The following is a 22,502-nucleotide window of genomic DNA, read 5'->3' as shown; positions in this document are numbered from 1 at the left end:
AAAGAAGAAGGGAGCAAGTAAATGAACCAGATGAAAAACCCGAATCAGACAGATGATGTTTACAGCATCAAGGCTGTTGGTTCCAAGAAAAAGACTTTTGTACTATGGCGTGAAGTTGTAATGGCCTATGCTGCTCCTGCCATTATGGCAGGTATCGGGGGATTGGTTACTGCAGATAGGGGGCTTCAAATAGCGGCATTGACCACTATTGGCGGTGCATCCGCCTTGATGGCCTTGATGATTGGACTTTTGTTGCATAGTCGAGTGGGCCATTTGCGATGGGTCATCGGTGCACCTCACTTGGTTGTGGTAGGGGTATTCGCAATGGCCGGGTCCTCATTTGGGCTATACGCTGCATGGGTGACATCTGTTGTAGTAGAAATTATGATTCCGAGTAATCACTTGGTCTGGGTAAATCGTGTCTGGATCGATTTCCCGTTGTCTGGATTCATAGCGAGCACGATAGTGACATGGCGGTGGCGACTTGCCGTCACAACTGATTTTTCATCCAAAAGGAGAAGATAAAAATGATAGTTATTATGGGAGCAACAGGTACGATTGGAAGTGCGCTTTTGGAACGTTTGGTTGATCTTGGTGTACCTGTCAGGGCGCTGAGCAGAGAGCCAGAGAAGTTGCGTGATCAAATCGGAGAAAAAAGCCGATCAATTATCGAGGTCGCTTTTGTGGATGCTTCTGATCCTACATCGGTGCGCCGCGCGTTTACAGGTGCTAGCCAGCTCTTCCTTGCCATGTCCAACAGTCCAAGACAAATCGAATTGGAAACCTCAATCATTCAGATTGCCACCGAATCTGGAATCAAACATATCGTAAAAATATCCAGTCCAGCCTTTGAGCATAGCGCTCCAGTGGCAGTGGCGGGCTGGCATCAAGAAATTGAGAACACGTTGAGGGTATCGGGTATCACCCATACCGTATTGCGCCCTTATGCGTTCATGCAAAATTTAATGCGCTTTGCACCAACGATCACAACCCAAAATGTTTTCTTCGGCTCTATGGGCGTTTCACCGTGTAACTTTATTGACTGTCGCGATATTGCAGACGTTGCCGCAGAAGTTCTGACCAACGACAAGGTATCAGGCCATATATATACGCTTACTGGTTCGGAGATTTTCAGTTATCCCCAGATCGCGAGTCGACTATCTGCCCTGCTTAATCGGCCGATAAGTTACATCAACATGGACCCTCAAGTACTACTCCGTAATCTTATTGAGCATGGGAATCTGCCTCCTTGGCTCGCGAACCACGTTGTGGAAATTCAAACCATGTCTAGGATGGTGCCAGAAAGTCCAAATGACACTGTGAAGCGTTTACTCGGCAGAGATCCACGCACACTAGACGCCTTTCTACATGAGTGTGTAGATAATTTCCGGTAGAGGCGGAGTCCACCTATTCTGATATTTGTATCGATAACAGTATTTTATTCCGATTCCCATATCTAAATGGTTCAGAGTGTATCCCAAAGGTCATAAAATGACTGCCGGGATGCACTCTTTTTATTATGTCCTAAGGAACTCAACTCATAGAACTAGTTCTTCTATAGCATTTATATCAGCATTACAAGAAATAAGCTAAAAATCGTCAATAAGTTAGTGTTATTTACGAAATAACACTAAAAAAGCTAATAAAAAATTAACGAAAAATTCATATTATAAGATTAAGTTATATTAATAATAACTAGTTATGCTAACTAACGTAACATTTTTTCTTGACAATCTTTGTGGAAAATTTTAGAATGTAAGCGATTACTCTTAGTTTCCTGAGTGATATTCAAAAGAAGATATTCGTAAGTTCACCAACAAACATCGGAGTTTAAATTTAGGGGGGCAAAGCATGAAAAGGTGAAGGATAACATCATAGATAACAAGATAATAAAATGTTAGTTTTTTTGTTTCAAGACTATGTATGAGGGGGTTCACTTGAGGATGAAAAAAAAGAAGGCGTTCTTAGCTCTACTTCTGTCATTTTCTTTGTTATCTGTGACTGCTTGCAGTAATTCCTCTAATAGTGCCAATGAGAACGGTAAAAATGCTGCAGGTAATAGCAATACTTCGGTAAAAGCAACCAGTGATGTGGGTCAAACGGCAGTTAAGAATGAGGGCGCTTCTGATCTTGAAATTAAAGCGGGAAGTTCGGTAACCGTTTTCAATCCAAAGATCCCGACGCTCGATCCTACACAATGGCAAGGACAAATTCTGGTAGGGCAAGGAACTTTGCTCGAAGGGCTTTATGGCTACAATCAGGATAATGAAATCGTTCCGAAAATTGCGACAGGTTATACCGTTTCCGATGACAAAAAAACTTGGACATTTACCCTCCGTAAAGATGCCAAATGGTCAAACGGCGATCCAGTAACCGCCCATGATTTTTATTTTTCTTATATGTATCAATTGGATCCAGCTAACACAACCGCACAACTTTGGCTAAGCGTACTTAATTTTGTGAAGAACGGATATGCATACCATGCCGGATCTGTAAGTAAAGAAGAAGTTGGTCTAAAAGTAGTTGATGATTACACGCTGGAAATTACGACCACGCTGCCTCACGCTATTCTGGGGGATATGGTTCTTTCCGGGTCGATGCCTATGAATCCTAAAGCGGTCGAAGCGAACCCTGGTAAGTGGTTTGAACCGGGGAATTTTGTGAGCAACGGCCCTTACATGGTTAAATCTTTTACACCTAACGGTGAACTCGTCATGGTGAGCAATCCGAATTATGTAGGTGCAGCCGGCCAGCTTAATCACGGCAATGTAGAGACCATCCATGTTCTTCCGGCGACAACCGTGCCGGTGGAGGATTATATGTCCGGCCATGCAGATGTCGTTCTAATCCAAAGCGCGTCTGATTTACAATACGTGAAGAAAACGGAGGAGCTAAAGTCCCAGCTGTATACTGCAGCGACTTATGCGATCAAATATTTGCTCTGGAGCAACCCGACAACGGAATCTCCATATGACAAAAAAGAGGTGCGCCAGGCTATCGCCAAAGCGATCCAGCGTAAACCGATCGTAGAATCGGTGCTGAACGGCATGGGCGGGGCGACCAATATCTTTGCTTCACCAGGTTGGCCAACGGAAAAACTGGAGCAAGGACTTCCGGAAGATCTCGAGGCAGCCAAACAATTATTGAAGGATGCTGGTTATGAAGGCGGTAAAGGTCTGCCAACCCTATCGTTGTATGTTGGGGTCAAGCAAGTAGATGCTCAGGGTGAACAAATCGCTTTGGCGTTAGGTCAATTACTGCAACAAAATCTTGGTATCAAAACAGAGCTAGTTCAGCTCAATGAGGCGCAGTTTAACGCTTATCAGTACAGCGGACCTCAGGGCGATGCAAAACCAGGCTTTATTCTGGCGTCGGGCGCAACCAACTGGAGTGAACCAGGAAGTTTGGACATGGGTGCAACGCAGCAACTATATTCCATAGGAACACTGGATGCCCCGCTAGAAGCTACGAAACAATTCGTGGATTGGACCAAGGAAACTTATTATAAACCGGCCATTGAAAAATATGGGGATCCGGATAATAAGAACGCCGGTGTGGAATGGAGCGAATGGGCAGCATTAGAAAAAGCTGCTAATGAGGATATCGCCTTTTTGGATAAATGGACAGCAGAGCAGCCTGCAGATTGGCAGCCTTATTTGAAACAACCGGGGCTTCCAACGGCCGCTGAACAATGGCAACAGATTGTAGACCTTTGGAAAAATGCTAAAAATAACGATGAAAAACATGCCGCCTTTGTAACCGCTTGGACCTTCGTAGCACCAAACGCGCCAGGTGGCAAGTTGAATCAAAATGCACTTGATGTACAGGTATATTACAACAGTTATCAATCTGATACCTTAAGAGATTTGAGAATGTGGCAAGCGCAATTCGTAAATGCGCTGACCGTCGAAGACGCTGCTCCTATCGCGGCTAAGGTAGTTAATAACCTGCTCGAAGAAGCTTATGCTGTTCCGTTGTATTATCAACAGCAATACTTCTTGGTAAAACCCGGCATTACAGGAGTGCAATCAAATCCTTGGGCATGGGGCAACTTCTATGGGCTACATCTTTTATCTGTAGAATAATCCTAAATGGGTTGAATAATTACCAATCACGGGCGCCAATTATGGTGCCCGTGAATCGGTAAAGGAGGGTCGGATTTGACCATATTGAAATTTATTTCAAAGCGCATTTTACAAATTATTATCACTTTAATCTTGGTCATTTCAGTTAGCTATACCATGATGTATTATTCACCTGGCGGTTTCATGAATACGAATACCATGGCTACGGCACTGGCTCCGCTGCAAGGGCAAAACCCTGTTCTCTATCAACAAGTCATGGACCAGTTTCAAAGCCGGTATGGTTTGAATTTACCGCTGTGGCAACAAATCATGAAGTATATTTGGCATCAATTAACCTTCGATTTCGGTAATTCGATGCAGAATCCGTCTTTGCAAATTGCGACTCAACTGAAGCAGGCTTTGCCGATCAGTACACTTTTGGCCTTTGGATCTGTTGTTCTTTCGGTAATTATCGGGGTTCCGCTTGGCATTATTGCAGCACTCAAACGTAACACTTGGATTGATTATGTGGTAAGCACCATCTCATTGACGGGTCAGGCTATTCCGGCATTTGTTCTCGCGGTGATTATGGTTTTGTTATTTGGTGTTGTGTTTCAAGGGATTCTGCCCGTAACGGGATGGGGTCACTGGAGGCAAGCAATTTTGCCGATTATTTGTTTATCTGCGGCGAATGTCGGTGTTGTTGCCAGATATATGCGGGGCAGTCTGATCGAAACCATGAGGTCGGATTTTATGCGAACCGCAAAAGCTAAGGGTGTCAAATATTGGCCGATGATTTTTAAGCATGGTGTCAAAAACTCGCTGACTGCGATGATAACCGTCATCGGACCACAATTTGCTTTTACCGTGATGGGCACGATCTGGGTGGAGCAAATTTTCGCCATTCCAGCGCTTGGTCAGGTGATGCAGACGGCATTTACCAGTTTCGACTATCCGCTCGCCATCACATCTGTATTTCTGCTGGGATCCATGATTATGATTATGAATTTACTCGTTGACATTATTTATGCCTTTATTGATCCGCGTGTCAGATTATAAGCGGCACAGACTATACGAACCTAGGAGGGGGAGCAATTGGCTGGCACAGTTGCAGCAACTCAATCGGATGTAGCTTTGAAGAGAAAAAAGAATCTTCAGAGATCCCAGTTTTATCAAGGTTGGAAGCGATTTAAAAGACATCGTCTTGCCGTTATTGGTTTGGTCTGGGTTATCCTTTTTTTGATCGCGGGGATCATTGGACCTTGGGTGGCCCCATATGACTATCGCACGGGAGATTTTTTGGCCATCAATCAAGGGCCGACCTGGCAGCATATTTTTGGTACGGATAATGTGGGGCATGACATGTTCAGCCAGATTCTGTTCAGTGTTCGAAGCGCTCTGATTATTGCTTTTGGCGCGACTTTGGTCAGCTTCATTATCGGGATTATATTGGGCTTGTGGGCCGGATTGCGCGGCGGAATCGCCGATATGATTATTATGCGTGCTGTGGATTTTATGATGACCTTGCCGGGGTTTTTGTTCGCCTTGATATTAGTCATTATGCTGGGACGTGGGTATTTATCTTTGATTCTAGCAATTGGAATTCCGGGTTGGGCGGGATATGCACGCTTGATCCGAAGTCTGGTCCTAAGTATGCGGGACGGGGAGATGGTAGAAGCGGCAAGAGCGTTAGGCGCATCTCAGGCGCATATTGCCAGACGGTATATGTTGCCGAATGTTATCGGCAGTATGGGTGTCTCTCTCGCCTTCGGGATTCCCGGTGATCTCATCCAGATTGCAGGCTTAAGTATTTTTGGCATGGGGCTTCGGCCGCCAATCCCTTCATTTGGGAGTATGATTGCTCAAGCCAGTGAGAATATTCTCGGCTTTCCATGGCTGCTGTATTTTCCGGCAGGTATCTTTGCAATAACCTTGCTTTCGTTTCTGTTTGTAGCAGACGGTCTCCAGGAAGCATTCAGTCCGAAAGGAGGCAATTAATATGGGTGAACCGCTACTTTCTATTGATGACCTTCATGTGAAGTTCTCCCGCAGTGAAGATGAAGTTTATGCCGTAAACGGCGTCAGTTTTTCGATCAATGAAAATGAATCCTTGGGGATTGTTGGTGAAAGTGGCTCCGGTAAGTCTGTTACATTGATGTCATCAATTGGGCTCATCCGTGAAAATGGAAAAATAACATCGGGGACAGCTCAGTTTAATGGTAAGGACTTACTTAAAATGCGTCCCAAACAATTAGAAGATATTCGTGGGTGTGACATCGGCGTTGTTTTTCAAGATCCGATGACCAGCTTGAACCCGATCATGCGTATCGGGGATCAAATAATGGAAGCCATGCTGACACATCAATATGCAAACCGGAAGGAAGCTTTTGACCGAACCATTCAGCTCTTGCATGAAATGGGGATTCCGGATCCTAAATCACGGTTTAAAAGTTATCCTCACGAATTTTCCGGTGGTATGCGCCAACGTATCATGATTGCTATTGCTTTGGCATGTGAACCGCAATTATTGATTGCCGATGAGCCAACAACCGCGCTTGATGTCACTGTGCAGATGCAGATTCTTGCACTATTGCAGGAATTACGCAGAAAACATGGGATGAGCGTAGTTATGGTAACGCATGATTTTGGCCTTGCGACCAACTTTTGTGACAAAATCATCGTGATGTACGGGGGCCAAATCATGGAGAAAGCCACTACGGACAAGTTCATAAGTGAGGCGGCGCATCCCTATTCACTTGGATTGAAACGCTCCATTATCGAAGTGGGCCACAAGGGAAAAGAAATAATGCCTATTCCAAAGACGGCAAAGACACTTACACAGACATTGACCGGCTGCCCATTTGCCGATCGTTGCTTCTATACAACTGAACGGTGTCAGAATGAAGTTCCCAAGCTTCGTGATTTTAGCACCGATCATCAGATCGCCTGCCATCATGCTGAGGAGGTCGCTTCCTATGCCCAATAATCCGCTCTTGCGCGTAGAAAATGTCTCGAAAACTTTTCGGGTACAAGGAAAAAAGCTGCATGCCATCGAGAATGTTTCTTTTACCCTGGAAGCGGGGAAAACACTGGGGCTTGTTGGGGAAAGTGGCTCAGGAAAATCAACCTTAGGGCGAATGGTTCTGCGTCTACTCGAATCTGACAAAGGAAAAATATTTTTTGAGGACGTGGAGCTCTCAAAGGCAAATAAAGAGAAGCTGCGGGCGATGCGCCGGGATATGCAAATTATTTTCCAGGATCCCAAGGCGAGCCTCAGTCCGAGAATGACGGTAGGAGACGCTATTGAAGATGCAATGGCTATCCACAAAATCGGAACTAAAGTAAGCCGGCATGAGCGTGTGATCGAACTACTTGAGCGGGTCGGTTTGCCTTCTGAAGTCCAATACGCTTATCCGCATGAACTGTCAGGTGGACAATTGCAGCGGGTTGGGATTGCCAGAGCGTTGTCACTGAATCCCAAATTGCTCATTTGTGATGAACCGGTGTCCGCATTGGATGTATCTATTCAGGTTCAAGTCATTCAACTACTAAAGGATTTGCAGAAGGAGTTTAACCTGACTTATATCTTTATTTCGCATAATTTGGCAGTAGTGGAGTATTTGAGTGATGATATCGCGGTTCTTTATTTAGGAGAGGTGGTTGAGCAGGCTCCGGCGGATGAATTGTTCAAGAAACCTACGCATCCTTACACGCAGGTCCTGCTAAATTCGATTTTGAAGATTCCGGATAGTGTGGAGCAGAAGCAGCAGATGGTATCGATTCAAGGTGAGGTACCATCTCCGCTCAATCCACCAAGTGGCTGCACTTTTCATCCCCGGTGTTCTTTTGCCTCGGATGTATGTATGGCTGTCAAGCCTGAACGGAAAATCGTGTCAGAAGGCCATAGTGCCGTGTGTCATTTGGTAGAATAAGCAGAGGCTTAATTAAGTAATCAGCAGATGACTTCTGTATATCATAGAAGTCATCTTTTTTAATTCATACACACAAAAAAGCCCTGTAAGAAGGTCACTTTTTTCAAAGTGAACAGCTTATAGGGCGCAGTTTAAAGACTGCTTACTGCTTGTCAATCGCTGCTGCTAACCCTTCATACGAAGAATCCTGAAGCAGCACTCCGTTCACCATAAATTTAGGAGTACCGTTCACTCCGTAGGAACCAGCGATCTTAAAGTCTTCTTTTACATCGAACATGTAGGTATGATTCTTGAGATCTGTTTCAAATTGGGCGTAATCAATGCCCTCGATGTTATTCTTAACGAATTTTAAAATGAATTTCTGAGTGGCCCAAATTTGACTCTCATCGCCTTGATTAGCGTACAGCTTATGAAGGTATTCCCAGAACTTCTCGTTGCTTTGCTTGTAGATGGCTTCGCCGGCGCTAGCAGCAAGATAAGAGTCCCGGTCCAAAAATGCAAAGTTCATGAAGAAAAGTTCCACTTTTCCGGTATCTACGTAGTCTTTAATAAAAGTATCCAGATACTTTTCAGTCCACATTTTGCAGGCGGGACATTTGAAATCTGCGAATTCGATAACTTTAACTTTGGCATCAGGACTTCCAAGATGAGGTTGCTTCTCATATTTCAGCCCATCAACAACAATGCTTCCCTTTACGTCGGTGTAGTTGGGTAGATCTGCTGTATCATCAGTCTTATTGCTTAAGATGAAAACAATTACAGCGAGAAGGATTACAACAACGACACCTAATATCATGGGAAGCAAAGGTCTTTTGGTCTGAGATTGTTTAGCTGACACTTTCTTATTCATATCTCACCTCCTAGACAATATAGGAATACTATAAAAATAGTATAATCATCCAGTTGGTAGTGTAGATATGTCATTTGTAACAATGCTACGTAACGTTGCAGCTAGATTATTAGTTTTTGAATTTAGCGGCTGAGCGAATGACAGGGGGCACCTCGTGGATGGACGAAATAGTCATCACGGCTTGCTGCATCTCTTGCTCCAGCTCGATAAGGTTATAGCTCCATTCATTTTGCTGCTTCAGGTAAATACTGTTGATGCCTGCGGTAACTGCGGGAAGTACATCTGTACGTAACGAGTTGCCAATCATCCAGGTACGTTTGCGGTCAAAGCTTTGGGTAGCCAAAATATTTTCAAGCGCCTCAACATTTTTATGCTTCCGAATATAGATACGATCGTCAAAATAAGCATCCAGCTTCATTTGTTCAATTTTACGTTGCTGAATGGTGTCGTCCCCGCCAGTATACAAGAATAAATGGTGACCCTCTTGCTTCAGCGTATCGAGTGTTTCAACCATGCCAGGGTAAGCTTCAATTTCTTGGTCATAAACGCTTAGGCCGAGCTTGTGTAATTGCTGCTCTTGAAAGCGATCTGTCGGACGGTTATATTTGGCGCAGAAATAACGGTAGGTGGCGATTAAGGATTTGGGAAAGTTGTCGCTGGCCAGGCCACTTGTGTTGACGGTATCAACATCAATTTCTATTTGCTTGCTGCGTAATTCACTGGTGCTTGGGCCAAATTCATTAAACCAATCAGTCATGAGCTCGAAATATTGCCCTAAAATTAAATCGAAATATTTGTTGCAATGAACCAGCGTATCATCTAGATCGAAAATTACTTGTTGAGTTGTGTATTTCATATCTCTCACTCCTTGGATCTGTATCTGTATAGTGTTCTATAGGTGAATATAAGATTCTAGAAACATTTGAAGCTCAGAAGCGCCGTCTGGACGGATACTGAAGCGCTCGTCTTGTTCCCCGCGAAGATGGATACGGAGTAAACCGGCTACGCGTAGGATCATTAGGTGATGCATAAGCATTTCTCTGGATTGATTTAGATCGGACTGCATCTCCCATAGAGATTTGGGTTCATGGGCGACATACCGAAGCAATCGGAGTCTGGTTGGATCTGACAGCGCCTTGGTCATGCGCAATAGCACCATCGGGGGTTCATTTTCATCTTCCAATGGCACATCTACAGGATACTGTACAATCACCATAGTTTTGTAGAAGCAGTAGGTGTTAATTGGTCGATTATGAACGGTAGGCAATAATACTATAGTCTTAAGATCCCGTATATCCTCGAAAACTACACCACCGGATGCATATTCAATTAAAGAAATAGGGTCCATTTTGCTTTCCAGCATCTTTTTCTCAGAGGCATCTTCAATTAATAACGGTAAAATCTTGTGTTCAACATGACGAAAATATTGCTCATACCAGAGTCTAAGAAGCGGACTATAGCTGCTCTTGATCCGGGAAGCTTCATCTATGGTGAAATCATGAATTAACGGTGCGATCTGCTGATAACACTCTTCTATAGAAGCTGAATCCAGATCATCCAGGAAATGCAGCACTGATGTTGCGGGCCCTCGGCTGTAAACCCAAGCATATAACACATCATAATCTGTAAATGGCCACTCGGCAGCTTGCATGAGAGCTGTTACTTTATGAGGAGTAATGCGATCTTCCACATCACTAACCCAGTGGGGACCGAGGTCTAAATTGGAGATCCATTTTCTGGTTACATATATCATAAAACTGTCCAACAGTTCATAAACCGGCGATACGTCGATTTTTAATTCGTAATCCATGTAACATGCACCCCCAGAAATCCGTAACTTCTCATATTATCTCTTGTTTTGAAGAGGGTTGTCCACTATAATGTTCGGTGTTTGCCAATTGGCGTTAGATCACATCATTGTTTTTATTATAGGGGGATATCATCCGTGTCAGACCGGCTTAAAGTATCTATACGAAGTAATAGCAAAATGACTTTCATGATTCTTATTACCGCTACTATAGCCGCAGGGCTTAGCCAAGGGCTGTTGCTGCCCATTCTATCCATTCTTTTGGAGCAAAAAGGAGTCTCCTCGTCACTGAACGGATTGAATGCTGCCGCCCTATACATAGGATCATTTGGGATGACCTTGATTGCTGAACGTGTTCTTGGAGCGGTTGGATTTAAAAAATTGATAGCTGGTGGGATTAGTTTAGTCTTAGTAAGCTTGCTCATGTTTCCCTTTTTTACAGGGATCAAGGTATGGTTTGTATTGCGTCTGCTTGTGGGTGTGGGCGATGCTGCGATTAATTACGGGGCCCAGCTTTGGGTTCTGCTTATGACACCTGCCGAGCATCGCGGGCGTAATCTTTCACTATATGGCATGTCCTATGGTCTGGGTTTTAGCTTGGGACCACTTGGGATTAGTCTGCTGCGTTATGGACAGGCCGTGCCTTTTATTGTTCTCGCATTTCTATTTTTGTTAGTCTTAATCCTTGTGACTACAATTCTGCCGGATTCCCGGCCAGATAAAGCGGAGAGTGGTGAAAGCCAGGTTCGCCGTTTCGGTCGTTGTTACAGCTTAGCCTGGTTCGCTTTAATTCCAGCCCTTTTATATGGCTTTATGGAAGCTAGCTTAAATAGCAGCTTTCCGGTATATGGTCTGCGTATCGGTTACAGCACAGATCAAATTGCAGCGTTATTGCCTTTTGCAGGGATCGGAGGACTGCTTCTGCAGTTTCCATTAGGTCTGTGGAGCGACCGGTTTGGCCGCAAGCGGGTACTGATTATTGCTGGGATCGGAGGCGGGATCGCCTTCACTATGTTGCCGCTGGCAGGTGATCATTTTGCGCTGACAATGGTACTTCTGATGATCGCAGGAGGATTAGTGGGCTCCTTTTTCTCATTAGGGCTAAGTCTGGCCGCGGATATTTTGCCAAGACATCTACTGCCTGCTGCTAATGTGGTTGCTTCTTTCCATTTTAGTATTGGCAGTATTATCGGCCCCGGCATTGGTGGTTTGTTGCTGCAAGTGGGCTTAAGCGGCGGTATTTTTGCCCTGATGGGTGGTTTATATATCGTGTTCGGCTTGCTTGGGTTATTATTCTCGCCACAACCTAGAAATTGAGGTAAGATAAGAACGAGTGCTCGCATGGAAATTGAACTCACATTCAGAGTACACTATAGATTATAGATGAAGACAGGGAGAGGCTGAACTATGATCACAGTTGAACACTTAGCCAAGGCAGTTGGGGAAGACAAAAATCCGGTCCTGCAGGATATAGGATTTCAATTAGAGCCGGGTGAACTCGTAGCCATACTTGGAGCGAGTGGGAGCGGTAAGACGACTTTATTACGCTGTTTAGCGCTGCGAGAGAAGTGGGACAGAGGGAATTTTAGAGTGGACGGTACGGATATTATGGCGAGTGCCTTTTCCGGAAAAAGAAAAATTCGCCGGGAGTGGGCTTACCTGGAGCAGAATGCAGAGCTCAATCCTAACCGCACAGCGCTGAAAAACGTGCTGATCGGCCAGTCCGCACAGACGCCAATGTGGCGTATGGTTACAGGGATGGTTCGTTCAGATGATTATATGGGTGCGATGGATGAATTAGATGCCCTTGGACTTCTAGACAAAGCGAAGATGAAGACTAGCCAGCTAAGCGGTGGAGAACGTCAGCGTGTAGCGATTGCTAGAGCATTAACTCATGGTGCCAAAGTAATTCTAGCGGATGAACCGGTTACGGGTCTGGATCCCAAATCGGCAGAAAGTGTATTGGAAACTTTGCGCAGACTGTGTAAAGAGACGGGTCTTACCGTAGTGACGGTGCTGCCTATTGAACTGGCTGAACGTTTCGCTTCACGTATATGGGTACTAGAAGATGGACGAATTAAGCATGATATAAAGGGACGTAGATTAACGTCTCAGGAACGCGCGAATTTGTAAAGTTCGGACACGGATAAGGAAAAGAGTGATGAGGTTGAGTATAAAAAGTCTTAGGTGCCTGGCAGCTGCAACACTGTCGTTATCCGTACTTTCGGGTTGTACTTTCATCAGTGATCCCGTTTCGAAGATGAAAGCTCCGCAGCTGTCTGCTGACAAAGCAACACTTATGGCTGCTATTAATTCACATATTCCAGCGGGTACGGAGTTGATCCGCCCGGTTAATGATGAGAGCTCAATTTTCACAGAGGATCTCAATAACGATGGAATTATGGAGTCGTTGGTGTTCTATAGAACGCCAAGCGAAGCTGTAGAGATTCACGGGATGATCTTAGAGAAGCAAGGAGATGCCTGGGTCAAAAAGCTTGTTTTTGATGGGGATGGAACTATGCTGGAGTCCGTCGATCTGAAAGATATGACAGGTGACGGGAAGCTGAATATCATTACAGGTTATTCACGCGGGGAAGAAAAAGGCCTCGTCGTGTATAGCTATTCCAGCGGATCATTGGAAGAAGTGCTTTCACTTCCTTACACCAAATATATGCTTGATGATCTTAACAAGGATGGAATTGAAGACATCACCGTTGTTTATTTTAAAAGAAATGAATTTGCAACCATTTCGATCTATCAGTACAATGATGGCTTTAAGGTGCTCGATAAGATCGAGGATATCGATCCGTATTTTTTTAATTATTACAATATTGTCGCAGGAAAGATTGCCAAGGATAAAGAAGGAATCGTATTGGACGCTTCGGTGGATTTCCAATCCGCCTACAGCTTAATTGTTCTTATGGAGCATAACAAGCTGCGCGTGGTTTTGCCAGGTGATACGAGGACTTACAAAGATCGTCTGATTGCAAGCGAAGATATCGATCATGATGGCATTATTGAAGTTGGATTGCTTGAAGCGCCAAAAGGATGGGAGTATTTCGACCCCGCAGATATTCCTTATTTCACCTCCTATTATAAATGGGATGGAAAAGATGGCCTAACCTTTGCAGTCCAGCTATATCGTGATCCATCGGATCGCTTTACTATTAATTTTGATCCAGAGCTGCATGGAAAGGTAAGTATTGATACGAAATCTGTTCTGGATAAAAACCTTAAGTTCATCATGACTGATACCGGAGAGACTTTTGCTGAGGTTTCCTTCTTTTCTCCTTCGGAATGGGATAAGGCTAAGAATGAAGGCTGGGAGCTGCTTGGACGGGATTTAGATAAAGTCATCGGCTACCGTGGTGAGCTAGAACAAAGTACAACTAAAGAAGGAAGCAATAAGATTGCCTCCCCTATTGAAAGGAAGGGAATAGATGAGTAAAGTTCTGATATTGGAAGATGAAGAGTCCATTCGCAGTTTCATAGTCATTAATTTGAAGCGTAATGGTTTCGAAGTGCTGGAGGCTGCTGACGGGAATGAAGCATTGCATAAATTAACCACTATACCTGATATTGATATTGCGTTATTGGATGTTATGGTTCCCGGCATTGATGGATTTGAAGTTTGTAGACGGATTAGGGAGACTAATGAACGCTTGGGAATTATTTTTCTTACCGCCAAGGTTCAGGAGCAGGATAAAGTTTACGCTTTGTCCGTAGGTGCAGATGATCATGTTAGTAAGCCATTTAGCCCAACGGAGCTAATTGCGCGTATTCAATCTTTGCTGCGCCGTGTAAATGTGCATCGTGAACAGTCGGCCAAGGTTTCTTTTCATTCGGGGCCTTTCAGCTTGGATCTTATTACCAAACAATTCAAACGTGATAATGTAGCCATTGAACTGACGCCTACGGAGTTCTCTCTGATTCAATTCTTTCTTGAAAAAGAAAACACTCCACTTAGCCGCGATCTTCTGTTGGATCATGTGTGGGGCAAGGAGTATATGGGTGATCCCAAAATTGTAGATGTAAATATCCGGCGCTTACGCCAGAAGATTGAGAACAATCCTTCGGAGCCGGAATTTTTGCAGACTGTATGGGGGCACGGATATAGATGGAAAGGCCAAGGACAATGATTAAGAAGGGGATGCGCAGACAGATTGTTCTGCACTACATTCTTGTAGTTTTTTTGGCGCTTCTCCTCGTAGAAGTTATCTTCCTGCTGGCCATCAGAACATATTATTATGACAGTGTATACAGCAAGATTAAAAATCACATTTCTGTTTCAGAGTCGTTTTTTCAAAAGAACATGATACCCAGCGATAATAGCATCTATCTGCTACAAGAAGTACTGGAGAGGTTCTCATTGAGCAAGACGGAGCTGGAAATCTTATCGCTAAATGGGGATATCATCACTAGTTCCACTGGCTTTCAGCCGGATCGGACCATTACGACCAGTGATGTACCAGAAGCCGTTGGCGGCAGCGTTGGACGCTGGGTAGGGCGTCAGGCAGGCACGAATGAGAGCGTAATGGCGGTTTCCAAAATGCTGCAGATTCATGGACAGGATAAGTATGTCCTAAGGTATATTACTTCACTAGAAGAAATCAATAATGATTTGCTTAATCTTACCTTATTGTCTACTGCTATTGCTGCAGCTGTTATGGCTGTAGTTGTTGGGTTTAGCTTCGGATTGGCCAATTCGATTGTGAAGCCGCTGAATAATATTACGGCAGTTTCAGCCCAGATGGCCAAGGGGAGATTCAACGTACGGATTAAGGGAGACTATAAATTTGAGATTGGTGATTTGGCTTCAACGCTGAATTATATGGCTCAGGAGATTGTACGCAGTAATCAGATCAAGGATGATTTTATCTCGTCCATTTCTCACGAGCTGCGGACACCTCTTACAAGTATCAAGGGCTGGAGCGAAACCTTGGTTTCCGGCGGGTATGATCCGGAGGAGACAAAACTTGGAGTCAGCATCATCTCCAAAGAAAGTGAACGTCTGATTGGGCTGGTGGAGGAGATTCTCGACTTTTCTAAGCTGCAGCAGAACCAAATGAAGCTGTCGATTGGGGTTGTAGATGTAAAGGTGCTGCTACAAGAGACCATACTGAATGTTTGGGCTAAAGCGGAAAAGAAACGAATTCATCTGCTGCTGGAATGTGAAGACGCGATCTTTGTTAAAGGGGATGCCAATCGATTAAAACAGGTATTCTTGAACTTGGTAGACAATGCAGTAAAATTCTCACATGAAGATTCCAGTATTGAATTGTCAGCAAAGAGGCTGTCTGCTACAGAAACAGCGATTATGGTACGAGACAGCGGGATAGGGATTAGTGAAGCGCATATCTCCAGAGTGAAGGACCGTTTCTTTCAAGTGGATGCACTTAATGGAGGAACAGGCTTGGGGTTAGCGATCTCACAGCAGATTGTAGAACTTCATAATGGGACACTTGATATGGCAAGTGAGCTTGGAAAGGGAACGGAAGTAACCGTCATCTTGCCTCTTACTGAACCACAGCCGGAAGTTAACTCAGATGAGGTAACTCAAATTACAGCTACCTTTCCTGAATTAGATGATTGGGAGACGTGACCTGAGATGGGGATAACGAAGAATTCGATCCGTATAGTTCGTGGAGAGCCTGATCGGGTTAATGACATCTTGAGGCTGTTGCAAGAAGCGGCAGGATGGATGGAGCGTAACGGGATTAACCAATGGACACCCGGACAATTTAATGAGACCGATATTGCAGGATATTTCGCTGACAGACATGTTTATTTAGCCCTTGACGATGGGGCTGTAGTTGGCATGTTCACGTTGCAATTCAGTGATCCACAGTACTGGGGCAGTAAAAATGATGAGTCCTACGCTTATTTGCACCGATTGGCTGTGAAAGACTCCCACCGCGGCCGAGGACTTGGACAGCAAATGCTTAAATATGCAGTAGTTCTAGCCAAAGATCTAGGCTGTAAGAGTCTTAGGTTTGACACTGTGGCACATAACATTAAGCTTAATCGTTATTATCAGAGCATGGGTTTTCACTACATGGGCACTAACGATATGGGAAATGGTCGTTTAGTGAACTTATATGAGCATTTTGAGGAAGGTGCTGAGTCAGACCGTCTGATCCTAAGGTTTATATCGGAATCTGATTTTGAACACTTAAAGCGCTGGAGTGTTTCTCCAGAGTATCTGAAGCAGTGGGCAGGACCTTCGTTAACTTATCCTTTAGATGATGAGCAGCTTGTTAAATACTTAAAGGATGCTAATCATCCAGGCTTATCCGATCGCCTTATCTTCTGTGCAATTCAAGAAGCTACGCAGCAGGTAGTGGGCCATATTAGCTTTTCAGTCATTGACCGGGTTAATCGTTCTGCACGTATCGGCAGGGTAGTAGTAGATCCTGAGTTTCAAGGTAAAGCCATTGGCAAACGTATGATGCAAGAAATGCTTCGAATCGGATTTGAAGGTCTGGACCTGCATCGTCTGTCTCTGGGTGCTTTCGATTTCAATACGGCTGCCCTGAAAGCTTATGAAGCTGTTGGCTTTAAGCGGGAGGGTGTTCAACGTGAGTCTGCTTTATTCGGTGAGCAATATGTAGATTGTGTGGAAATGAGCATATTAGACAGAGAATGGACGGCTAGCCGTAATTCATAAAATCACTAATTCTTTATAACCGAAGGGGCTGTTGCTCTGGTCATGATCGACCAGGACAACAGCCCCTTTTTATATAAAGTATTTTTCTATATAATGGTTGTTATGAAGGAAGAACTTCACGCAAACGTCCTGTCTTCTCATACACATCCTGAAACAGACGGGAAGGTTGGTTTCGGACCGCCGGCTTGGCAGCCACAGTCTCATGTGGTCCAACGACAACGATATTATTTATGCTTCCCTTGATGACTGCTCCATCCTTAATGATTGCCCCTTCACCAATAATGGCATTCTCAATCAGCACTCCACGGCCAATGCGAACTCCAGGCATAATAACACTTTGTTTGATCTGGCTCATCTTACCGATTTCTACCCCATTAAAGACTACAGAACGTTGTAGACTACCTTCTTGGGAGCAGGATTCATTCACGAGAGAGTCCGTTGCTGGGTTCTGTACACGTGGTTTATGAACTGCAAGCTTAGTCCGGCGAACCCGACTATACATAGGCCAATGAGTCTTGTCTAACTTCATGCCATTGTCTTTTTGCAGAAGGTCCATATGTGCTTCCCAGAGACTGCCGACTGTACCTACATCTCTCCAGTAACCCTTGAAACGGTAAGCGAATAAATCATCGTTCTGATCCAGCATGGTAGGAATTACGTCTTTACCAAAGTCATGGCTGGAATTAGGATTAGCTGCATCCCGCAACAAGTGCTCCTTCAGATAAGCCCACTCGAACAGGTAGATACCCATTGAAGCAAGATTACTTTTTGGTACTTTAGGTTTTTCCGCAAATTCGGAAATTTTCAGATTTTCGTTTACGTTCATTACTCCAAAACGACTAGCCTCATCCCAAGGAACCTCCATTACTGAGATGGTTGCTTTTGCTCCTTTTTCAATATGATAATTCAGCATCTTACGGTAATTCATATGGTAAATATGGTCACCGGATAGAATGAGCACATGTTCTGGGTTGCGGCTATCAATAAAGTCAATGTTTTTATAAATCGCATCAGCAGTCCCTGTATAACTGTCTCTGCCTTCAACACCTGAAGGAAGCAGTGTGACACCTTTATCCTTTTGACTAACTAAGCCCCAAGGCTCACCTTCACCGATATGATTATGCAAAGAGTCAGCTTCGTATTGTGTCAGAACACCTACTGTATCAATGTTCGAATTTACACAGTTACTTAGCGGGAAATCAATAATTTTATACTGTCCACCGAAAGGGACTGCAGGCTTAGCCATACTGGAAGTCAAGGGAGCCAATCTGCGGCCTTCCCCTCCTGCCAATAACATGGCGATACAATCTTTTTTGTTGTTCATTTGTTATCCCTCCCATTATTTTGTCAATGCTTGTAATATAAACTTACGACAAGCGCTTGAAACGACATAGGTGAAATATATTGCTTTGTAAACAGAAAAATTACAATTAATATTTCTTTATCAGAAAATCTTTTCTTTTAACATCAAAACATTTTCAAAATGGTAATATTCGGGTAAGGTAATAGGTACAAGCACATTGAAAAAGGTGGTGTAGAATTGGCTGAAAAAGCAAAAATCGAGACCCTTCCGTCAGCTGCTGATATCTATCTGTTCCATGAGGGCACCAATTATCGCAGCTATTCTATGCTGGGTGCACACACTGCCGCTGAAGAAGGCGTTACCGGTGTGCGCTTTACCGTGTGGGCTCCTCATGCGACATATGTAGGACTAGCTGGTGATCATAATGATTGGGACGGAACACAGGGCGTGGACTCGTTATATAAGATACCCGATTCAGGATTTTGGAGTCGTTTTTTTCCGGGAATACAGCCGGGAACTTTTTACAAATACAGGATTCTTGCCTCAGATGGATCAAGTTTCCTTAAAGCGGATCCTTTTGCTTTCAAAGCTGAGGTTCGACCGGCAACGGCTTCGGTAGTAACAGAACTGGATGGCTACCGCTGGGGAGATGCAGCATGGCGTAGGAAAAGCAAAGCTCCATATCAACAGCCAATGAACATTTATGAAATGCACTTCGGTACCTGGCGTCAAAAAGAGGATGGTGAGTTCTATACCTACCGGGAAATGAGCGAGCTGTTAATTCCTTATTTGGTGGAGATGAACTATACACACGTGGAATTTATGCCGTTGGCAGAACATCCATATGATCTATCCTGGGGTTATCAAGGGACGGGGTATTTTGCGGCAACCAGCCGTTATGGCGAACCCCATGAGTTGATGTATTTGATCGATCAGCTGCATCAGGCAGGTATCGGTGTGATTTTAGATTGGGTTCCAGCTCACTTTGCCAAAGACGCACACGGATTACGTATGTTTGATGGAGCGCCACTTTATGAATATGCCGATCCAATGTTAGCTGAAAAACCAGGCTGGGGGACACTTTCGTTTGATTTCAGTAAGCCGGAGATTTCTTCATTTCTTATTTCTAATGCGCTGTTTTGGTTCGAGTATTATCATATCGACGGAATGCGTGTAGATGCGGTTACGAGTATGCTTCGATTAGATTTCGAAAAGCGGGATCATCAATATCGGCGGAATGTTAATGGTGGATTGGAGAATCTGGAGGCCATCAAATTTATCCAGAATCTGAACAAGGCTATCTTTCATTATTTCCCAAAAGCATTGATGATGGCTGAGGAGTCCAGTGCTTGGCCGGGGGTTACTGCACCAGTGCATGAAGGGGGCCTTGGCTTCAATTACAAATGGAATATGGGTTGGATGAATGATACGCTAGGCTACATAGAACATGATTTTGGTGGGCGCCCTTATCATCATAATTTACTTACGTTCCCAATATGTTATGCTTATGCCGAAAATTACGCATTGCCGCTATCGCATGATGAAGTTGTTCACGGCAAGAAGTCTTTGTTAGACAAAATGCCGGGTGCTTATGAACAAAAGTTCGCAGGCCTCAGGCAGCTGCTGGGATATCAGATCTCTCATCCCGGTAAAAAGCTTCTGTTTATGGGTGGGGAATTCGGTCAGTTTATCGAGTGGAAGGATCAGGAGCAGCTGGACTGGCTGCTTTTGGATTATGAGAGCCATCGTCGTATGCTTGCATACACGGCTGCACTTAATAAACTGTATCGCTCCGAAAAAGCGTTGTGGGAGCTTGATCATTCTCAAGAGGGTTATCAGTGGATTGATGCGGATGACAATGATCAAAGTGTGATTTCGTATATACGCCGAGGGAAGAAACCAGGAGATACGCTGCTTATAGTCATCAATTTTCAACCGGCAGAACGGCACAATTATCGTATAGGCGTGCCACGGGCCGGGACTTATGAAGAGCTCTTTAGCTCAGAAAATGTAGAGTATGGTGGCTCCGGATTGCACAATGTCCCTCAAAAGAGCGTTAAGCTGGAATGGCACAATCAGGTGAACAGCATAGAGCTGACTCTTCCGCCCCTTAGCTTCCTGGTGTTTAAAAAAACGTCACGAATGGGTAAGAATAAAGAGGCAAAAGAGTTATAGATCTAAGTACGAATAGAGAATCCGTACAGTTTAAGGGGGAAATAATCATGAAAGTTTTATTTGCCGCAGCTGAAGCCCATCCTTTTGTCAAAACGGGTGGTTTGGCCGATGTCATTGGAGCATTACCTAAAGCGCTGAAGGCTGCCGGGGTAGATGTACGAGTGATTTTGCCTAAATATCGTGGGATTCCTGACAAGTTCACCGCTCAAATGGAGCATTTAACGGAAGTGTATGTTCCAATTGGCTGGCGAAAACAATACTGTGGAATTGAACGCATTATCTATGAGGGTATCCCCGTTTATTTTATCGACAACGTGTATTATTTTGGCCGTGATGGAATTTATGGTTATATGGACGATGGTGAACGGTTTGCGTTCTATAATCGTGCAGTGCTGGAGTGTCTGCCAGCCATTGATTTCCAGCCTGATGTACTGCATTGCCATGATTGGCACGCGGCCGTAATTCCAATGCTGCTACAGGGGCATTATCGCCACAATCCATTTTACAGTGAAATGCGGAGTGTATTTACAATACATAACCTGTTGTATCAGGGAGTGTTTCCTTATGAGGTACTTGGAGAGCTGTTAGGTCTGGATAGCAGCTATTTTGGTAGTGTGGAGTACTATGGTAATGTGAATTTCTTAAAAGGCGGGATTGTATTCAGTGATCGGGTCACGACCGTCAGTCCGACTTATTCAGAAGAAATTCGCACACCTTATTATGGTTACGGCCTGGATGGTTTGTTGAACGCACGGTCAGATGTTTTAAGTGGGATTGTGAATGGCATTGATACTAAAAGTTATAATCCAGCGACAGATTCGAGCCTTGTTACCCGTTATCGTTCTAATTTGACCAAGAAGACGGAGAACAAAGTAGCCTTGCAGGAAGAGCTGGGATTACCTGTGGATGCTAATATCCCAATGGTAGCCATGGTCACGCGTCTCGTGGACTCCAAAGGTTTAGATCTGCTTACCCGAGTGCTGGATGAGCTGCTATATCACGATGATATTCAATTTGTGCTGCTTGGAACAGGTGATGAATCCTACGAGCGTTGGTTCAAGGAAGCGGCATGGCGGTATCCGACCAAGCTGTCTTCACAGATCTTATTTAATGATGCACTCTCACGAAAAATATATGCTGCCAGCGATATCTTCCTTATGCCGTCTAAGTTTGAGCCCTGTGGCATCAGTCAGCTGCTCGCTTTACGGTATGGTAGCATACCCGTTGTCCGTGAGACAGGTGGCCTAAATGATACTGTGCACGCTTATAATGAAGAAACCGGTGAAGGTAATGGCTTTACGTTCAGCAATTATAATGCACACGATATGATGTTTACGCTGCGCCGGGCGCTTTCTTTTTACAAGCAGCCTGAACATTGGAAAAAGATCACAAAAAATGCTTTCGCGGGAGATTATAGCTGGAATGTATCCGCTCAGCAGTACATGGATATCTACGATGATATAACCAGATAAAGTTTAACGAATTCTGTAATGGGTTAATAAGGGATTGCACCTGGGAGTATGGTAAATACTCTGGGAGCAGTCCTTTTTTTATGAAATTAGGAATAAACAGTCGAATGATTTAGCTAGTATAGGGGATAGTAAAAATGTATGAATTTAGCTTCAACGTGAATAAAAGTGATTTTTTAGCTGCGTATTATAGAATTCCCCTCATAGAAATCCATTAAAAGGAAGTTATTGTCAC

At 44.2% G+C, this 22,502-nt stretch carries 19 protein-coding genes; 15 read left to right on the top strand and 4 right to left on the bottom strand.

The window, feature by feature from the left end; genetic code table 11:
- Positions 1–21 precede the first annotated feature (21 nt).
- From NST94_RS16395 to NST94_RS16365, 7 genes are all read left to right on the top strand, one after another.
- Positions 22–525, top strand: a complete 504-nt coding sequence (locus NST94_RS16395; RefSeq protein WP_179089435.1) for a hypothetical protein — start codon at positions 22–24, stop codon at positions 523–525.
- A gap of 2 nt (positions 526–527) precedes the next feature.
- Positions 528–1,394, top strand: a complete 867-nt coding sequence (locus tag NST94_RS16390; RefSeq protein WP_339281089.1) for an SDR family oxidoreductase — start codon at positions 528–530, stop codon at positions 1,392–1,394.
- Positions 1,395–1,943: 549 nt separating this feature from the next.
- Positions 1,944–4,085 (top strand): peptide ABC transporter substrate-binding protein, encoded by a 2,142-nt coding sequence (locus tag NST94_RS16385; protein ID WP_339281088.1) that lies wholly within the window; start codon positions 1,944–1,946, stop codon positions 4,083–4,085.
- Positions 4,086–4,160: 75 nt separating this feature from the next.
- Positions 4,161–5,123: an ABC transporter permease gene (locus NST94_RS16380; RefSeq protein WP_036687660.1), complete on the top strand. Its 963-nt coding sequence runs from the start codon at positions 4,161–4,163 to the stop codon at positions 5,121–5,123.
- A gap of 36 nt (positions 5,124–5,159) precedes the next feature.
- Positions 5,160–6,062, top strand: a complete 903-nt coding sequence (locus NST94_RS16375) for an ABC transporter permease (protein ID WP_081383373.1) — start codon at positions 5,160–5,162, stop codon at positions 6,060–6,062.
- A gap of 1 nt (position 6,063) precedes the next feature.
- Positions 6,064–7,050 carry an ABC transporter ATP-binding protein gene (locus NST94_RS16370; RefSeq protein ID WP_076302597.1) on the top strand — a complete coding sequence of 329 codons (987 nt, stop codon included), beginning with the start codon at positions 6,064–6,066 and terminating at the stop codon, positions 7,048–7,050.
- The gene (locus tag NST94_RS16365; protein WP_076130038.1) at positions 7,040–7,996 is read left to right on the top strand and encodes an ABC transporter ATP-binding protein; all 957 of its coding nucleotides are present in this window, start codon (positions 7,040–7,042) and stop codon (positions 7,994–7,996) included. The genes NST94_RS16370 and NST94_RS16365 overlap by 11 nt, the downstream gene beginning before the upstream one ends.
- Before the next feature lie 142 nt (positions 7,997–8,138).
- Here the strand turns inward: NST94_RS16365 and NST94_RS16360 are convergent, their stop codons facing one another.
- The 3 genes from NST94_RS16360 to NST94_RS16350 form a co-directional block, all read right to left on the bottom strand.
- Complete coding sequence (locus NST94_RS16360) at positions 8,139–8,846, bottom strand: DsbA family protein (protein WP_076218221.1); 708 nt, start codon at positions 8,844–8,846, stop codon at positions 8,139–8,141.
- A 109-nt stretch (positions 8,847–8,955) separates the two neighbouring features.
- Positions 8,956–9,702: an HAD hydrolase-like protein gene (locus NST94_RS16355; RefSeq protein WP_076098782.1), complete on the bottom strand. Its 747-nt coding sequence runs from the start codon at positions 9,700–9,702 to the stop codon at positions 8,956–8,958.
- 36 nt (positions 9,703–9,738) lie between these two features.
- A complete protein-coding gene (locus NST94_RS16350; protein ID WP_036687649.1) occupies positions 9,739–10,656 on the bottom strand; it encodes a helix-turn-helix domain-containing protein in 918 nt (305 codons plus the stop codon).
- A gap of 159 nt (positions 10,657–10,815) precedes the next feature.
- Between NST94_RS16350 and NST94_RS16345 the strand changes: the two genes are divergently transcribed.
- The 6 genes from NST94_RS16345 to NST94_RS16320 all read left to right on the top strand — a co-directional run bounded on the left by NST94_RS16345 (position 10,816) and on the right by NST94_RS16320 (position 17,320).
- Positions 10,816–11,970, top strand: coding sequence for an MFS transporter (locus NST94_RS16345; protein ID WP_076302651.1), 1,155 nt, complete (start codon positions 10,816–10,818; stop codon positions 11,968–11,970).
- Positions 11,971–12,060: 90 nt separating this feature from the next.
- Positions 12,061–12,786, top strand: coding sequence for an ATP-binding cassette domain-containing protein (locus NST94_RS16340; protein ID WP_036687647.1), 726 nt, complete (start codon positions 12,061–12,063; stop codon positions 12,784–12,786).
- Positions 12,787–12,820: 34 nt separating this feature from the next.
- Entirely contained in the window at positions 12,821–14,101 is a 1,281-nt protein-coding gene (locus tag NST94_RS16335; RefSeq protein WP_248548717.1) for a hypothetical protein, read from the top strand.
- Positions 14,094–14,792 carry a response regulator transcription factor gene (locus NST94_RS16330; protein ID WP_036687642.1) on the top strand — a complete coding sequence of 233 codons (699 nt, stop codon included), beginning with the start codon at positions 14,094–14,096 and terminating at the stop codon, positions 14,790–14,792. Before NST94_RS16335 ends, NST94_RS16330 begins: the two co-directional genes overlap by 8 nt.
- Positions 14,789–16,255 carry a HAMP domain-containing sensor histidine kinase gene (locus tag NST94_RS16325; protein WP_051491526.1) on the top strand — a complete coding sequence of 489 codons (1,467 nt, stop codon included), beginning with the start codon at positions 14,789–14,791 and terminating at the stop codon, positions 16,253–16,255. Before NST94_RS16330 ends, NST94_RS16325 begins: the two co-directional genes overlap by 4 nt.
- A gap of 6 nt (positions 16,256–16,261) precedes the next feature.
- Positions 16,262–17,320: a GNAT family N-acetyltransferase gene (locus tag NST94_RS16320; RefSeq protein ID WP_339281087.1), complete on the top strand. Its 1,059-nt coding sequence runs from the start codon at positions 16,262–16,264 to the stop codon at positions 17,318–17,320.
- Positions 17,321–17,420: 100 nt separating this feature from the next.
- On the opposite strand, the gene NST94_RS16315 is transcribed toward NST94_RS16320, so the two are convergent.
- Positions 17,421–18,644 carry a glucose-1-phosphate adenylyltransferase gene (locus tag NST94_RS16315; protein ID WP_339281086.1) on the bottom strand — a complete coding sequence of 408 codons (1,224 nt, stop codon included), beginning with the start codon at positions 18,642–18,644 and terminating at the stop codon, positions 17,421–17,423.
- A 216-nt stretch (positions 18,645–18,860) separates the two neighbouring features.
- On the opposite strand from NST94_RS16315, the gene glgB reads away from it, so the two are divergent.
- Positions 18,861–20,798, top strand: coding sequence for a 1,4-alpha-glucan branching protein GlgB (gene glgB / locus NST94_RS16310; protein ID WP_076302596.1), 1,938 nt, complete (start codon positions 18,861–18,863; stop codon positions 20,796–20,798).
- A gap of 47 nt (positions 20,799–20,845) precedes the next feature.
- On the top strand, positions 20,846–22,270 hold the full coding sequence (glgA, locus tag NST94_RS16305; protein WP_076302595.1) for a glycogen synthase GlgA: 1,425 nt from the start codon (positions 20,846–20,848) through the stop codon (positions 22,268–22,270).
- Positions 22,271–22,502: the final 232 nt, after the last annotated feature.

Source organism: Paenibacillus sp. FSL H8-0282 (genome assembly GCF_037963825.1).
Lineage (GTDB): Bacteria > Bacillota > Bacilli > Paenibacillales > Paenibacillaceae > Paenibacillus_AQ > Paenibacillus_AQ odorifer.
This window is presented reverse-complemented; position numbering and strand designations above follow the sequence as displayed.

Coding starts and splice junctions, on each gene's coding strand:
- NST94_RS16395 (WP_179089435.1), top strand. CDS start 22: ATGAACCAGATGAAAAACCCGAATCAGACAGATGATGTTTACAGCATC.
- NST94_RS16390 (WP_339281089.1), top strand. CDS start 528: ATGATAGTTATTATGGGAGCAACAGGTACGATTGGAAGTGCGCTTTTG.
- NST94_RS16385 (WP_339281088.1), top strand. CDS start 1,944: ATGAAAAAAAAGAAGGCGTTCTTAGCTCTACTTCTGTCATTTTCTTTG.
- NST94_RS16370 (WP_076302597.1), top strand. CDS start 6,064: ATGGGTGAACCGCTACTTTCTATTGATGACCTTCATGTGAAGTTCTCC.
- NST94_RS16365 (WP_076130038.1), top strand. CDS start 7,040: ATGCCCAATAATCCGCTCTTGCGCGTAGAAAATGTCTCGAAAACTTTT.
- NST94_RS16360 (WP_076218221.1), bottom strand. CDS start 8,846: ATGAATAAGAAAGTGTCAGCTAAACAATCTCAGACCAAAAGACCTTTG.
- NST94_RS16355 (WP_076098782.1), bottom strand. CDS start 9,702: ATGAAATACACAACTCAACAAGTAATTTTCGATCTAGATGATACGCTG.
- NST94_RS16350 (WP_036687649.1), bottom strand. CDS start 10,656: ATGGATTACGAATTAAAAATCGACGTATCGCCGGTTTATGAACTGTTG.
- NST94_RS16340 (WP_036687647.1), top strand. CDS start 12,061: ATGATCACAGTTGAACACTTAGCCAAGGCAGTTGGGGAAGACAAAAAT.
- NST94_RS16330 (WP_036687642.1), top strand. CDS start 14,094: ATGAGTAAAGTTCTGATATTGGAAGATGAAGAGTCCATTCGCAGTTTC.
- NST94_RS16325 (WP_051491526.1), top strand. CDS start 14,789: ATGATTAAGAAGGGGATGCGCAGACAGATTGTTCTGCACTACATTCTT.
- NST94_RS16320 (WP_339281087.1), top strand. CDS start 16,262: ATGGGGATAACGAAGAATTCGATCCGTATAGTTCGTGGAGAGCCTGAT.
- NST94_RS16315 (WP_339281086.1), bottom strand. CDS start 18,644: ATGAACAACAAAAAAGATTGTATCGCCATGTTATTGGCAGGAGGGGAA.
- glgA (WP_076302595.1), top strand. CDS start 20,846: ATGAAAGTTTTATTTGCCGCAGCTGAAGCCCATCCTTTTGTCAAAACG.